The organism is Paenibacillus sp. SEL3, from assembly GCF_054602585.1.
The window spans coordinates 3,825,885-3,841,469 of the sequence record NZ_CM137725.1 but is presented as its reverse complement, the minus strand read 5'-3'; the positions used below and the strand labels follow the sequence as shown (position 1 = coordinate 3,841,469).

The 15,585-nt window shown below is 45.4% G+C and carries 13 protein-coding genes; 4 read left to right on the top strand and 9 right to left on the bottom strand.

The window, feature by feature from the left end:
* Positions 1-23 precede the first annotated feature (23 nt).
* The 5 genes from ACYCS5_RS17710 to ACYCS5_RS17690 all read right to left on the bottom strand — a co-directional run bounded on the left by ACYCS5_RS17710 (position 24) and on the right by ACYCS5_RS17690 (position 7,653).
* A complete protein-coding gene (locus ACYCS5_RS17710; protein WP_459759868.1) occupies positions 24-962 on the bottom strand; it encodes a carbohydrate ABC transporter permease in 939 nt (312 codons plus the stop codon).
* Positions 963-976: 14 nt separating this feature from the next.
* Positions 977-1,933: an ABC transporter permease gene (locus tag ACYCS5_RS17705; RefSeq protein ID WP_029515960.1), complete on the bottom strand. Its 957-nt coding sequence runs from the start codon at positions 1,931-1,933 to the stop codon at positions 977-979.
* A gap of 87 nt (positions 1,934-2,020) precedes the next feature.
* Positions 2,021-3,571: a response regulator transcription factor gene (locus tag ACYCS5_RS17700; RefSeq protein WP_340884224.1), complete on the bottom strand. Its 1,551-nt coding sequence runs from the start codon at positions 3,569-3,571 to the stop codon at positions 2,021-2,023.
* Entirely contained in the window at positions 3,564-5,348 is a 1,785-nt protein-coding gene (locus tag ACYCS5_RS17695; RefSeq protein ID WP_459759867.1) for a sensor histidine kinase, read from the bottom strand. Before ACYCS5_RS17695 ends, ACYCS5_RS17700 begins: the two co-directional genes overlap by 8 nt.
* A 121-nt stretch (positions 5,349-5,469) precedes the next feature.
* On the bottom strand, positions 5,470-7,653 hold the full coding sequence (locus ACYCS5_RS17690) for an alpha-galactosidase (RefSeq protein ID WP_459759866.1): 2,184 nt from the start codon (positions 7,651-7,653) through the stop codon (positions 5,470-5,472).
* Positions 7,654-7,893: 240 nt separating this feature from the next.
* Between ACYCS5_RS17690 and ACYCS5_RS17685 the strand changes: the two genes are divergently transcribed.
* Positions 7,894-8,733 (top strand): AraC family transcriptional regulator, encoded by an 840-nt coding sequence (locus ACYCS5_RS17685; protein WP_165148101.1) that lies wholly within the window; start codon positions 7,894-7,896, stop codon positions 8,731-8,733.
* Between the two features lie 40 nt (positions 8,734-8,773).
* On the opposite strand, the gene ACYCS5_RS17680 is transcribed toward ACYCS5_RS17685, so the two are convergent.
* The 3 genes from ACYCS5_RS17680 to ACYCS5_RS17670 are packed head-to-tail and all read right to left on the bottom strand — an operon-like array spanning position 8,774 to position 10,925.
* Positions 8,774-9,658 carry a MetQ/NlpA family ABC transporter substrate-binding protein gene (locus ACYCS5_RS17680; protein ID WP_459759865.1) on the bottom strand — a complete coding sequence of 295 codons (885 nt, stop codon included), beginning with the start codon at positions 9,656-9,658 and terminating at the stop codon, positions 8,774-8,776.
* Between the two features lie 29 nt (positions 9,659-9,687).
* A complete protein-coding gene (locus tag ACYCS5_RS17675) occupies positions 9,688-10,458 on the bottom strand; it encodes an SDR family NAD(P)-dependent oxidoreductase (protein WP_459759864.1) in 771 nt (256 codons plus the stop codon).
* A gap of 5 nt (positions 10,459-10,463) precedes the next feature.
* On the bottom strand, positions 10,464-10,925 hold the full coding sequence (locus ACYCS5_RS17670; RefSeq protein ID WP_029515967.1) for an S-ribosylhomocysteine lyase: 462 nt from the start codon (positions 10,923-10,925) through the stop codon (positions 10,464-10,466).
* A gap of 277 nt (positions 10,926-11,202) precedes the next feature.
* Here ACYCS5_RS17670 and ACYCS5_RS17665 point away from each other — a divergent pair, with 277 nt between their 5' ends.
* Positions 11,203-12,003 (top strand): GTP pyrophosphokinase, encoded by an 801-nt coding sequence (locus ACYCS5_RS17665; protein WP_039270377.1) that lies wholly within the window; start codon positions 11,203-11,205, stop codon positions 12,001-12,003.
* Positions 12,004-12,157: 154 nt separating this feature from the next.
* Here the strand turns inward: ACYCS5_RS17665 and thrS are convergent, their stop codons facing one another.
* Positions 12,158-14,071, bottom strand: a complete 1,914-nt coding sequence (thrS, locus tag ACYCS5_RS17660) for a threonine--tRNA ligase (protein WP_029515969.1) — start codon at positions 14,069-14,071, stop codon at positions 12,158-12,160.
* 503 nt (positions 14,072-14,574) lie between these two features.
* Between thrS and ACYCS5_RS17655 the strand changes: the two genes are divergently transcribed.
* On the top strand, positions 14,575-15,138 hold the full coding sequence (locus ACYCS5_RS17655; RefSeq protein ID WP_165148092.1) for a TetR/AcrR family transcriptional regulator: 564 nt from the start codon (positions 14,575-14,577) through the stop codon (positions 15,136-15,138).
* A 12-nt stretch (positions 15,139-15,150) separates the two neighbouring features.
* Positions 15,151-15,579 (top strand): DUF3995 domain-containing protein, encoded by a 429-nt coding sequence (locus ACYCS5_RS17650; protein WP_029515972.1) that lies wholly within the window; start codon positions 15,151-15,153, stop codon positions 15,577-15,579.
* Positions 15,580-15,585 lie beyond the last annotated feature (6 nt).

Sequence of the window (15,585 nt, the reverse complement as noted above, 5' to 3'; positions counted from 1 at the left end):
TAATGAATGTTTGCTGCTTCGTTTTAGCTTTTTACCGCTCCAAGCGTCATACCTTTAACAAAATACTTTTGTAGAAAAGGATAGACGATAAGAATCGGGACTGTAACAATGATGGTGATTGCCATTTTGACCGATTCCGGAGACACTTGTGCCATACGCTCAGCCATATTGGCAGCATCCTGAGAATTGGTTGCGCTCGTTGTAGTACTCTGCAAAATTTTCATCAATTCATATTGCAGGGTCGTCAACGATTCGTTAGACCCATTAAACAGATAAGTATCGAACCAAGAGTTCCATTGCCCTACTGCCAAGAAGAGCGCTACGGTCGCTAATGCTGGTTTGCAAAGAGGAAGAATAACGCGCCAATATATCGTGAAATCGTTGGCACCATCTAGCTTAGCTGATTCTTGCAACGCATAAGGCAGACCATCAATGAAGGAACGAATAATGAAGACATTAAACGCACTTACAAGGCCGGGTAAAATATAGACGGCAAATGTATCAATTAAATGCAATTCCTTCATCAGGATAAAACCTGGAATCAACCCTCCGGAAACATACATAGTGACGGCAAGAAAGATTGAGATGAACCTTCGAGCTTGAAAGTCACTTCGTGCAAGCGTATACGCAAGCATCGAACCGCTGGCCAAGCCCGCTACGGTGCCAATGACGGTCCGCAGAAAGGAGATCTTGAACCCAGTGATTAACCCCTCATAGGTGAAAATCAAATCGTAATTCTTTAAAGTAAATTGCCTTGGCCAGATGGTGATCCCACCTCTAATGGTGTCTACCGAATCGTTAAAAGAGATAGCCAGTACATTTAAGAACGGATAGATTGTTAGAGCGGTTACCACAATCATGAAAAGATAAACAACGACTTCTAAGATTCGATCTTGTGGTGATTTCGCCTTAAGCCAGTTGTTTAATCGGCCGACTGGCGTACTGCTTTTGACAGCCTCCATGTCCTTCATCCTCCTTACATAATACTCTCGTTGGTATAGCGCTTAAAGATTCCGTTAGCCGCAAACAATAGGATCAGGCTTATCACCGAATTAAAGATATTAATTGCCGTTCCGAAAGAGTAACGTCCCATCGCCAGACCATAATTAAGCGCATACAAATCAAGTACTTCAGAGTAATCAATGACCAGGTGATTGCCCAGCAAAAATTGTTTCTCGAATCCCGTACCGAGCAAATGACCAATCGACATAATCAGGAGAATGATAATGGTCGGCCGGATCCCTGGCAGCGTGATATGCCACATTTGCCGGAATCGGCTAGCGCCGTCGACCCGCGCAGCCTCGTATAATTCAGGACCAATACCGGCGATGGCAGCCAGATAAATAATGGCGTTCCAACCTGTTTCCTTCCAGATGTCTCCGAAGGTTACAACCCACCAAAATAATTTACCTTGGGCCATAAACTGGATCGGCTGTTCGATGATGCCTAGACCCATGAACATATCATTCACGACACCGCCATCCGCTGAAAGCATTTTGGTGACAATGCCTGCAGCAACCACCCATGAAACAAAGTGCGGCAGATAAGATACCGTCTGAACAAATCGTTTTATAACCTGGATACGAACCTCGTTGAGCAGTAAAGCAAAGACAACCGGCACGATAAAACCGGCGATCAGTCCCATAAGACTCATAGCCAGCGTGTTCCGCAGCACTTGGTAGAAATGATCATCTCGGAACAAAGTACGAAAATGCTCCAAGCCCACCCACTTTTGCTCAAAAAAACTCAAACCGGGTTTATATTTTTGAAAGGCCATTGTCCAGCCCCATAGCGGCAAATACTGGAAGACAAAAACCCAAATAACAAACGGAATGGACATGTAGTAAAGATACCTCTGGCTTTTAAATACCTTCCAAGCATTCCTCTCCGTCTTTTTGTATGCCTTTTCCGAAACCACTGTTACCGCTTTCATTTTTTTCATCCCCTCTCTTAAAATCCATCATAAAACAGAGAGGAGTCCGCGCCCATACAACGGATTTCGGAAAAAATCATACACAAATTATGGATTTCTATATTCCGACGGTGAACGGCCTTCGTACCTTTTGAATTTGCTGTAAAAGTAGTTGACGCTTGTATAGCCCACGCTTTCAGCGACTTCGTATACTTTCATTCCCTGATCCAGCAGCTCCTTGGCCTTTTGGATGCGGACTCGGTCCAGATAGGTGTTGAAGTACTCCCCAGTCTTGTTCTTGAAAAGCTGGCCTAAATAGGCGGTACTGTAGTTTAGTAGTCCGGCTAGCGTTTCCAGCCTCAGATTGTCCGCATAATGCCTATGAATGAAGTCGATCATTTTCTTGAATTCCTGCTCCTTTCCACGGTGTTCGGAGTCTTTTCCCAATGCTAGTAGGAAACGGTGGGTCTCTTCCAAAAGATCATCTAGGTTATCATGCTGGTATATCCCATTCAAAAAGCGGGAAACTGCTTCCGTCTCTTTCAACTCAATGCAGAAACCCGCGGTCAGCTTGTGAATGACTGCATTGGACAGAAAGAAGAAGGATTCTTTAACAGATTTCTCATCTTGCCCCTGTTTGAGAAAAAATGCTGCCGCCTCTTTCAACAACGATAGTACTATAGCCTGGTTTCCTACCTCCAGACTGTAATACAGGCGGAAGATGAAATCCTCCATCATTTCTTCGGCTTTATTGACGGACAATCGGGGAGAATCCAGCGAGGACGAAAAGAGAGGATACGGATCTATCAGTCGGTTCTTCTCGCTGAAAAAAGCTTGTTTTACTGCTTTCTGGGCCTTAAAAAAAGATTTGCAAATATCTTGGGGAACAGACACTCCCCCTCCGGTTGCAGCAACGAACCGTCCATTACCCACGGCGTTACGAATCTCGTTATACAGACTTTCACGTCGTTTTCTCCCGCGCAGCAGCTCGTTGAGCAGAAGAACCGTATACGGGGGAATCACAGTTACAAGCCCCATCATCTGCCCTTCTATCTTTGGTTTTAACTCAATCGAAAGCCGATTTACCACATCGGCACGATCCACTTCAGAAACACGCGGGTAGACGACTACGACTTCATAGCTGGTCCACAACAAATCCGCTTCTTTTGCCTTACTTCTCAATTTGGCAGGATCCTCAGTTTTCTCTTGCGGGATGAGCAGGCTATGCAGGCAAAAATCACGACTCATAATCTCCCTCTCACGCCACTCTCCTTGAAGTCGCTCCTCTTCAATCCGCTCGCGTATCCGCTTTAAGTTGGCCGACATTTCAGCGACGTCCACCGGTTTAAGGAGATAGCCGACAACCCCGTATTTGATCGCTTGTTTGGCATACTCGAAGTCGGCATATCCACTGAGAATCATAAAATGCAAATGATGACCGTCAGATGTCAAGTGCTCAATCAACTGTAAACCATCCATAACCGGCATGCGGATATCGACAATTACGACATCGGGAGTCTTTTCCTCAATGACTTTCAATGCTTCTTTTCCATTAGCTGCCGCAGCAATAACGATAAATCCGAGACTTTCCCATGGAATCAGCGTTTGAAGGCCTTGACGAAGCTTCGGTTCATCATCAACGATCACTACCTTAATCATTTGGATTCCCTCCAGGAATGAAAAACTGAATACAAGTGCCTTTCCCAGGCTCGCTCTCGATTTTTAAGGCACTAGAAGCCCCATACAGTAAGACGAGACGATCGTTTACGTTTCGCAATCCAATCCGCTGGACCTCCTGTTCATGTAGGGATGCAGCAAGCTCTTCCCGTATAAGAGCGAGACGATCGGCCGTGAAACCGGCCCCGTTATCACGTACCATAACTCGGACCCCCTCCAGGATTTCCTTTACTTTCACTTCAATGACAGCTCCTTCTGCTCGGTTATCCAGGCCATGCACAATAGAATTCTCCACCAAAGGTTGAATAATCAACGGCGGGACCAACATCTCCTCCAAATTCGGATCAACCGTTAAACGATAATTCAAACGGTCTTCATATCGAAACTTTTGAAGATCAAGATAACAGCTAACCCGCTCAAGTTCTTTGCGTAGCGGAATCTTATCATTACCAGCCTCCAGACTGCTGCGAAGCATCGTGCTCAGCTGCCATACTGCCTCAGCAATATCGTCCTGTTTGCGAATGTGGGCCTCCATTCTGATGGACTCCAACGAATTGAAGAGAAAGTGCGGGTTAATCTGGCTGGCCAGCATTTTAAATTTGATCTCGTTTTGTCTTTGCTCTACGAGATTTTTCTGACGATTCGTTTCTTGGACCTCCTGCACCAAATTGTTCACGCTGCTGACGAGCGCGTTAAATTGCCTTGATAGTATACCGACTTCATCTTTTCCGTCGATATGGAGAAATGTTTCCCATGAGCCCGCGCCAACTTTGGTCATATGTTTGCTCAAGCGGAGAAGCCTTCTGGATAATAGCGAAGCAGAAGCATAGATAAGTAAGACTGCAAACATCAGGCTGGCCGTGATCACGATTCCGCCAAGCCATATCACTTGATTGGCATCGCGGGTGATCTCTGAAACGGAAAAGATGGAAATGACGCGAAGTCCGTTCCAGCTGTTCTGTGGAATTAGATTTACAATAACCACTTTTGACGCTTTTCCGTTGATGAACGTGTTGTAACTTCCTTCCTGATTAAAAAGTATATTTTCGTCAGCATGAATTTCGGAAAGATTCTTCCCGAACAACTTTACTTCATTAGACGCGACGATCTGATTTCGGTTATCTACGATCAAGGTAGGGAACGATTCCTGCTCTAGGATTGAATTTAATTGGCGCTTGTTTACATTCATGACCAGAACTCCTTTTCGCCCTAGTGAATCCACTGAGAATGAACGAATTAGACTGAGATAATCGGAACCGTCCCTCTCATCCTTGATTAAATCCCATCCGGCCAAACCTTTCTGATCTATAGCCTCCTTGTACCAATCTGCGGTTGTGATCGTATCGTCAGGCTGGATAAATTCCCAATTGTTAAGCGCTCCTGGATTAGCGACATAGACACGGATGCCGGATATCTCTTTGTATAACTGGAGGTAGTCACGAATATCCGTATACCCCCGGTATGCCTGAATGACTTCGAGGTAGCTGTTATACTTTTGGCTGGCCACCATCTTCATCCGGCTGTCATTGGTTAGCCGGTACGAGATGTCCAGCGGAACTTTAATCAGTTCTCCTGTACGATTTCGGACCCTTTCAACATTGTTGGATGCTTGCATAAAGGCGTTCTTAATGACAATCTCTCGAAGCCTCCCGGTCAGAAACAGACCGCATAACAGCAAGGGAAGAACGGCTACCGAAATGAATGTAAGCGTCATTTTCTTCCTCAGTTTCATGTCATTCATCATTCGTATAAAAAACAAGGCTTCCCCCCTCTCAGATCAGTGCGGCTGCTACGCGCAAAATGCCCCTTTTCATATAAAAAGGGGCATAACCTAATCGATTGTTTTTTCTCTTTTGGCAGTTTACTGTTGTACTGATCCTTTAGACCTTGCCGGACTTTATTGCCCGGAGCCTGAACCATCCACTTTCATAGTCTTTCTGTCTGTAGACAAGAGGAAGCCCCAACTTCATAAGCCTATCCCCCCCATGGATAGACTTTTGCCCGCTATTTCCTGACTGAACTTCATATTCGAGTTCTGGATTAAGTCCGTCAAGGCGGAGGGCTCGCCAAGGCGCGTTCGGGACAGCCATCACTTGGAAATAGTAGACGATGGCATCCTCTTGGTCTTCAGAAACAAACATCCAAGCCGACTCGTTATTTTCAAACGGACTCTTTAGGCGATACAAGTCACCCTTCTGTACTAAACCACGAATCTGCTTGTAGACTGCGATTTGGCGTTTGACCGTCTCTTTTTCCTCATCGGTGAATTTCGTGAGATCAAGCTCATATCCAAAATTCCCGGACATGGCTACATCACCTCGAAAATCAAGGGGCGTTATGCGTCCAACTTGATGGTTCGGAACTGCCGAGACATGCGCCCCGGTTGCGCTTACAGGATAGACAAGGCTAGTTCCATATTGAATCTTCAGGCGTTCCGCCGCATCGGTATTATCACTAGTCCAGACTTGAGGCATGTAGTAAAGCATGCCTGGATCAAAGCGTCCTCCGCCACTTGAACAGCTCTCGAAAAGAATATGCGGAAATTCAGTGGTGACGCGCTCCAATAACTCATACAATCCAAGAACATAGCGATGGGCAGTCTCGGATTGGCGTTCCGGCGGCAGAGCAGCGGAACCGATTTCCGTCAGGCAGCGGTTCATATCCCATTTCACGTAAGAAACCGGCACGCTGGAGAAAATGGCAGCCAGCGAATCGTAGATGAAATCGCGCACTTCCTTGCGAGTATAGTCCAGCACTAGTTGCCATCTGGCTTCGCTGCGCCTCCGTCCCGGAACGTGAAGGCACCAGTCCGGATGCTCCCGGTACAACTCACTGTCTGGAGAGATCATCTCTGGCTCAAACCAGAGCCCGAACTCAAGACCCAGCTGATTGATACGTTTCGCGACATCCGCAAGTCCGTCTGGCAGCTTCCGACGATCCTCGTACCAATCGCCAAGAGACGAATTGTCGGAATCTCGTTTTCCGAACCAACCGTCATCTAAGACAAATAGTTCGATGCCTAGCTCAGCCCCCTCTTTCGCGATCGATACCAACTTATCTGCATTGAAGTCAAAATAGGTAGCTTCCCAGTTGTTGACCAGAATAGGTCTTTCTTCGTCCCGATATTTCCCTCGGCAAAGTCGAGTCCGATACAAGCGATGATACGTCCGCGACATATCTCCCAGGCCTTGACCGGAGTAAACCATAACGGCTTCTGGCGTTTGGAAACTCCCCCCTGGGCTCAGTAACCACGAAAAGTCAAAGGAGTTCACGCCGATGTTAAACCGTGTGGAGCCAAATGAATCCATTTCTGCTCCCGCCTCAAAGCCCCCGCTATACACAAGGCTAAAGCCGAATGCCTCGCCATAGCTTTCCGTTGTCTCCCGAGTGACCAATGCAGTAAAAGGGTTGAGTTGATGGCTGCTCATGCCCCTTTTACTATCAATTCGGGTTTCACCTTGAAGAATTGGTTTGCGGGTAATATTCCCTTCCCGAGCCCATGCTCCCGAAAGATACATGAATTCCAAATCGCTTTTACCCGAAAAATCGACACTGGCACTTAGTGCACGAAGGAGCCTAAGATTCTTTTCCCCCGCATTACTCAAACGAGCCGAACGAGCGATTACGTTTCGATCCGCGAAAACGGTGTAAAGAAGAACCACTTTAAGACCTGAAAAGGCATCTTTTAATTCCAGTTCCAGCGTATCCGCTTCGTCTTCATTCTCGGTATATACGGCCGGAAGTCCGCTTAATGATGGCTTTCCCTTCATGATACGGTAACCATCGTACTTCAACTCCGTAATACGAGTTCCATCCTCAAGTTCTACCTGATACGCCGGGGTACGGAAGTCTCCACTCCCATACTGCGGATACTCTTGCGGAAGCCGATCCAATCCAGCCGTCGCAGAAGTGTGAGGCAATAGATCGGCCGTTGATTCGCGATGCTTCAGCCTATCTCCCCAGTATACATGCACAGGAAATCCATCCACAACCTGAATAATATAACTCATGCCCGACGACTGTAGATGAAACAGCCCCGTTTGCTCTTGAACAATGATACCCATTGGGAAAATAACCCCTCTCTTAGATAATAATCATCGGAGATCCACACCAAAAAGGCACTTAGAAGAATCTTTATGTAGCAGGCATCAACTAAGCTCATATGGTGTAAAGCTTGATAAGATCCAACAATATAGCAGCAGGCTCTACAGAAATCATATATTAATTTTAGATATGAAGTACATGGCATGGTGCTCACTATTTATGTTATAATGCTTGATAATTTTACATAAGGAGATTTTACCGTGATAGAGTATTTGCCACGTAGTAAACAGCACTCTGAATTGTATCTAACTCAGTTTGGTATAGAGAAATGCATACCCAGTCACTTTTTTGGACCTGCGATAAGAGATCACTATTTGCTCCATTATGTTTTGGACGGAGAGGGTACCTTCGAGGTTGGCGGGTTCAGTTATCGCTTGCGGAAAGGACAGTGGTTTCTAATCTGCCCCCAAGTCATCACTTATTATCAAGCCGATGTGGTGAATCCTTGGTCTTATTGCTGGTTTGGTTTTAACGGGGTACTGGCAGAAACACTCCTCAAGCAAGCAGGCCTAACGATGACGCGTCCAATCCTCAACTTTGAAGGAGACCATTTGATTTATCAGTATTTGCAGCTCATGAACGAATCAAGTGGATGCCATAAAGCTCGGGAAACCAGACTGACCGGTCTGCTATGCCTAATGTTATCGGAGCTTATAGAGTTCGGTCCGGTAACACCTCCTGAACAAAAGGAAAGCCGGGCGGAAATTTACGTGGAAAAAGTGAAGGATTTTATCGAAATGAATTATGCTCAGAAGATTACCATTGAGCACATTGCAAATTTTATCGGACTCAATCGGAGCTATTTATGTTCGTTATTCAAACAACAAGTGAACACAAGCATTCAGGATTATTTGGTTCGCTATAGGATCAACAAAGCATGTGAAATGATGGGAAACGCTGAACTTTCGATCGGTGATATTTCCCGTTCAGTCGGCTATAACGATCCTTTACTCTTCTCGAAAATTTTTAAAAAGATAAAGGGATTCTCCCCCAAACACTATCGAATCGAAACCCATGCTCAAACTCAAGCCGACTACTAACAAAAGAGGTCAACCCGAAAAACTGGCTGACCTCATAAGTTTATTTTGTTGTAGTTTGTCCTTCCAAATAAGAAACCGGCTCTTTAACTTCTACTTTGGTACCGCCAAATTCATCTTTAATGAATTTTTGAGTATCCTCGTTATGATAGAGATCCGCTAACTTTTGCAGCCCTTTGTTATTTGCCTTATCAGATGAAGTCACCAGAACGTTAATATTATTTTTGGTTGCCTGACTGATTTCCTCATGGAACAAGGAATCTTTCAGTACATTCAGGCCCCCTTCTAAAGCAATCGTATTCCCAATCAGCACCAAGCCTACATCTTGAATCACTCGTGGTCCTGTTTTGTCATCAATGAGTTCAAATTTCAGGTTTTTAGGATTGCTAGTAATATCATTGACTGTACCCAAGGCATCATTAAAGTCAGCCTTAAGCTTGATCAAACCGGAGGCTTCCAATAACTTCAAACCTCTTGCCGTATTGGCCGGGTTGTCTGCCAAAGCTACCAGAGCCCCGTCAGTCACTTCATCGATGCTTTTGAATTTTTGCGAATAAATCCCCATCGGCTCCAGATAGGTTGTGGCTATTGCCTTCAAATCGGCTTTGCTCTCTTTGTTATAGCTAACCAGGTACGCCCATGATTGGAATGCATTCACGTCTACTTCGCCTTCTTTGGTTGCATTGTTCGTTTCGATTCCACCGTTAATTTCTTTCACTTCAATGTCCAGCTTGGCATCCTTGGCAGCCTGGGACTGGGCAATATGCTTCCATATCTGGGCGTCAGAGCCCATGGATCCGATGACTACTTTTTGCGTTTCCGAACCGGAAGCGGCGCCGGAGCCATTGCTGTCCGAACTTTTAGTACCACATCCTGCGGCAACTAATAATAAACTAATCCCTAATAGTAAAACGAACGATTTTCTCATGTTGTTTTCCCCCAGATCATGCTAGTATGCTAGTGCATCGTCATTCCACCTGTAACATTAATAGCTTGTCCTGTCATGTATGCAGAGAGCGGACTTGCCAAAAACAGCACTACATTGGCAACATCCTCCACCTCGGCCGTTCTCCCCAAAGGGACCTGTGAACAATCTTCTTCGTATATTTCTTGAGCGGTCATTCCGCGAATGACGCCTCCTTCAATCCGTTCACGATGCTTCATCGGCGTTTCTACAATGCCAGGGCAGACCGCATTTACCAAAATATTTTGCCGGGCAAGCTCAATGGCCATCACCTTGGTCAAGCCGAGAACCGCATGTTTGGAAGCACAATATCCGCCCATCGCCCGATATCCATTTTTTCCAGCCTGCGAAGCCATTTGAATAATTCGTCCTGCTTTACGAGCAGCCACCATTTCTTTGGCAAAACGTTTGGACGTTACATATAATCCGGTTGAATTGATCGAAAATACTTTCTCCCAATCAGCTAACTCACTATCAATGACATAATCCATCGTAGAAGTACCCGCGCAGTTCACCAATATATCAGGAACCCCCGCTTCGCTGATGAGGAGATCGCACCATCTTTCGATATCATCCGGGTTGGATATGTCCAATTGAGTTTCAACCAACTGTGGATTGACCACTCTATACGGCTCTTCATAAGAGATATCAGCAGAAATCACTTTAGCTCCGCTTTGAATGAAAAGCTCTACAATTCCCTTGCCTATGCCTGACTTACCGCCTGTCACTACCGCTGTCTGATGAGATAGGTCAATCGAAATCATAGATTTTACAATACTCTTTCGAAAGGATCGCGGCTAATGCCTGCTTCCAATACAATTTTCACATATTCCTGCGCAGAGAAAAGGGAGTGGTCCTTGTAGTTCCCACATTCCAAAGCAGTAACAGCCGGGACCTCTGTCGTTTCCAGAATTCTTTTCAAGGTTTTTTCCAAAGCGAGTGCAATTTCCTCAGGCTCATGTTCATTCCATAAAATCAAGTAGAACCCCGTTCTGCATCCCATAGGAGAGATATCAATAATTCCTTTGATTTCATCTCTCAGATACGTGGCTAATAAGTGCTCCAGCGTATGTACAGCTGCTGTCGGAAGTGCATCTTCATTGGGTTGCAAAAATCTCAAGTCATACTTTTGTACTGTGCTTCCTTTTTCGTCATGCTCTACTCCCGCTGCTCTTACATAAGGAGCCTTTACAATCGTGTGATCTAATTGAAAACTTTCTACTTTTGCCATTTTTCTTTTCCTCTTTTCTGTAATTTATATTTTTAATCTAATGATGGATACTCTACATTTGTGATTTTTTTCAAAGAATTAAATGCTCCAAATCAGCATTTTTGTAATTATACATCGGATTACTCGGTTTTACCACTATAATTCTTGTCGTATTTCTTTTTTTCTTTGTCCGTCTCTCCTTTGCCTGTAGGTTTTGACATAGTGTACAATGTATACGATAATGCATTTTTACGAAAAAGATCGAGGACATCATAAGCCTCATTTAGGAGAATGCTCTGTGAATGAACCGGATTGGAAGCACCTGAATGCTGTCCCATTACCCCTGCAGGAATTTCAGCTACAGCTGGATCAAAACAGTGTTGACGCCAAGCAACTAGAGGAGTGGAGAAAGATTCCCGTCCTTTATCAGCTGGCTCTGGAAGAATTAAAGAATAAAATTAAGCTGATCCAGACGGAATGGAAGCTGTTAGACGGTTTTAGCCCGATTGAACATATTAAAACCCGAATCAAAGAGCCCCACAGCATCGTGGAAAAGGTTCGGCGCAAAGGGCATGAAGTGACCTTGGACAATATATTGCGTGAAATTCATGATATCGCGGGGATGCGTGTGGTATGCGCCTTTGTGAAAGATATTTATCGTCTGATGGATCATCTACACACTCGGGAAGACATTCGTATTCTGGAGGTCAAGGACTATATAGCCCATCCTAAGCCCAACGGCTATCAGAGCCTGCATGTCATTGTGGAAATTCCACTGATCCTGTTTGAGGGCACACGTTGGATCAAGGTTGAAATTCAATTGCGTACATTGGCTATGGATTTCTGGGCCAGTATGGAGCATATTTTGTATTATAAGTTCGATAAGAAAGTGCCTGAACATGTCGTTAATGGATTGACCGAAGCCGCACGTGCAACCTACGAGCTGGATCAGAAAATGCTGAAGTTGCGCGGCGAAATTTTATCGCTTAGCGAGGAACAGGATGCAGAAGAAACCCCGGCGAAACCATCCGAAGAGTCGTCCATGAAGACACTCTCCCTCCCCGCAGATCACGCCACTTCACGGCCACAAACCTGCTAAGTTTTTGTGTGTAAGATAACTTAAGAATTCCGTCGAGGCTGCAAAAACGTTGGTTCAGTCTTACGCTGAATTCTGTAATGTACAAAAAAAGAGCCATCAAAACCACGTTCATCATGGTTTTGATGGCTCTTTTACACATTTTTTCGATCAAATATTACTGTTTCTCACGGATTTCTGTGCTGATTTTCTCAACGATGTCCGCAATGCTGAGTGATCCCAGATCGCCTTCGCCGCGTTTACGAACCGCTACAGTACCAGTTGTTTTTTCATTTTCCCCGATAACGAACATATATGGAACCTTCTCTAGTTGCGCCTCGCGGATTTTATAACCAAGCTTCTCATTGCGAGTATCCACTTCGACGCGCAGACCCGCTTTCAGCAACGCATCCTGTATCTCATTAGCAGTCTCGATATAGTTCTCGGATACTGGCAACAGCTTCGCATGAACAGGAGCCAACCATAATGGGAATGCACCTGTAAAATGCTCAGTCAGGATGCCCATGAAGCGGTCAATTGAACCGTAGATGGCACGGTGAATAACGACTGGACGGTGCTTTTGGTTGTCCTCGCCCACATAAGTGAGGTCGAATTTTTCAGGCATTTGGAAGTCCAATTGGATCGTTCCGCACTGCCAGCTGCGTTTGAGCGCATCGAGAATGTGGAAGTCAATTTTTGGACCGTAAAATGCTCCATCTCCCGCATTAATACGGTAGTTGATGCCCAGGTGATCCAGCACGTTTTGCAGAGCTTGTTCCGCTTGATCCCACAGTGCTGGCTCGCCCATAAAGTCATCTGGACGTGTGGACAATTCCACTGTGAAGTCAAAGCCAAACACACTATACATTTCGTTAATCAGCTTAATTACGTCTGAAATCTCTTGTTCAATCTGACCTGGTGTGACAAAAATATGCGCATCATCCTGACAGAATGTACGAACACGCATCATACCGTTCAACGCACCGGACAGCTCATGGCGATGCACTTGTCCAAATTCGGCTATACGAATTGGCAGATCGCGATAAGAATGAAGCTCATTTTTAAACACAAGCATATGCCCTGGGCAGTTCATCGGTTTCAGAGCAAATGTAGTTTCATCCACTTCGGAGAAGTACATGTTTTCCTTGTAATGCTCATAGTGTCCCGATTGTTCCCACAGCCGGTTGTTCATCATCAGCGGTGTACGTACTTCCTCATAGCCATGCAGACGTTGAATGTCACGGGAGTAATCTTCCAATGCAGTGCGGACAACCATACCTTTAGGCAGGTAGAACGGCATACCCGGTGCTTCTTCGGAGAACATGAACAGTTCCAACTCTTTACCCAACTTGCGATGGTCACGTTTTTTTGCTTCCTCCAGCAAATGCAGGTGCTCATCCAGTTGTGCTTTTTTCGGGAATGCTGTTCCGTAGATACGTTGCAGCATCTTGTTGTTGGAATCGCCTCTCCAGTATGCACCCGCTACACTCAACAGTTTAAAAGCTTTGATGCGGCCAGTAGATGGCAAATGCGGGCCACGACACAGGTCAAAAAATTCGCCTTGGTCATAAATTGTAATTTCCGCTTCTTCCGGCAAATCACGAATCAGTTCCAGCTTCAGTGGGTCTTCCAACTCTCCAAAAATACGAGTGGCTTCCTCACGGCTGACCACACGACGTGTAATCGGCAGATTTTCCTGTGCGATCTTCGTCATTTCCTTCTCAATCTTGGCCAAGTCGTCAACGGACAAGGGGTTTTCGATATCAATGTCATAGTAGAAGCCGCTGTCGATGACCGGACCGATACCCAGCTTCACATTTTTCTCACCGTAAATGCGTTTGAGCGCCTGTGCCAGCAAATGCGCTGTACTGTGGCGATAAATTTCCAGACCGTCTGCACCGTCCAGCGTAATGATTTCAAGGTCAACGTTCTGGTCCAAAACGGTGTTCAGGTCTACAGCCTTCCCATTCACTTTACCTGCTACGGCGTTCTTTTTCAGCCCGGAGCTGATCGAACCCGCCACATCGGCGATCGTTACGCCCTGCTCGTACTCGCGTACGGCTCCATCCGGCAATTTCACTTGAATACTCACGATTAAAGCCTCCATTCAAATTGTGTGCTATATCAAAAATTGAACGCAAAAAAACGCCTCTCTCCCTCAAGGGACGAGTGCGTTCAGCTCGTGGTTCCACCCTAGTTCGGCCCGCTCCCGTGCGTACATTCATGTTCATCGGAACATGCTCATGCACACATGCGTGACCCTCCATTGGTATCCGTTAACGGGGATAAAGCGGTAGGCGCTTACTGATGTCACTGCCAGATTGCACAGCTACATGTTCAACGTCACGGCTACAAAGGGGTAACTTCACATGCGGTTGCCGGAAAAGCTCTCAGCCTCGTCTTTTCTCTCTGAACGGCCCTTCAAGGAAATCATGTCTTTGGTCAATGCCTTGAATATCACTATATGCTACAGCATTATAGATCAAATTCGCAGGTATTTCAAGTGGGCGTTTATGTATCCATATTTACACAGCTCTGAAAACACTATAATATACACTTATCTAGACGACACCGTACAGAAAGGGAGAAGGAGAGATGCCTAGAATTATTGTCACAGAAGAACAATGGATTCGGAAAGGAATCGAACGTTTTGAACAGGGTGGAATTGATCAACTCGTAGTTGAAAAAATGGCCGTTTCTTTGGGGTGCAGTAAGAGCAGTTTTTATTGGTATTTTAACAATCGCAGCAGCTACATTAGACAGATTGTGGAGACATGGAAGGAACAGACGACACAACAGGTGATTGCAGCGTCCATCATCCATGCTGCTGCAGATGAGCGGATCAAAGAGTTGTTAACCCAGATGTTCGGGAAGACGAAACGAGGAGATTTTCTGTTTTATCTGCGAAAACTGTCATTGAAGGATGATAGTTACCGTTCCTTGCTCGATGAAGTTGAACAGATGAGAATGGAGTTTATGAAAGAGCTTTTAATACAGAAGGGAATGCAGGCAGAGAAAGCCTTTCAGAGATCATGGATGTTGTACCATTACTACTTAGGCTGGTATGAGCGTCACAAGCAAGAGACATTAAGTGACGAAGCCATTCAACAGCATATTCACATGATTTGGACAGAGTGGATTTCGAATGAACCCAATTAAGGAGGATGTGGGATGTTGGAATTACTTACATGGGCAGTTGGCGGAATTCTATGGGTACTGAGCGGCATGCATTTATATTGGGTATTCGGCGGACAAAAAGGCGCTAAGGCAGCGATCCCAAGCACGGGAACGGATTTACTCTTTAAACCCTCCAAAATAGGGACATCGACCGTTGCCATTTTACTAGCTTTAGCCGCTTGGTTCGTCCTAGAACTAGGTGGAGTTACACAATTCCTGTTTTTCAGGTCCTTTCATTCCTACGGTGCAGGCTTGTTGTCGTGCGTATTTATTTTACGTTCTATAGGAGATTTCAAATGGGTAGGGTTCTGCAAGAGAAAGAAAGGAACCGTTTTTGCAAAATGGGACAGTGTGCTCTATTCGCCCCTTTGCTTTCTCTTGGGAACAGCCATTTTAATCATTATGTTTTTGCGTACGGCATAACTTAAA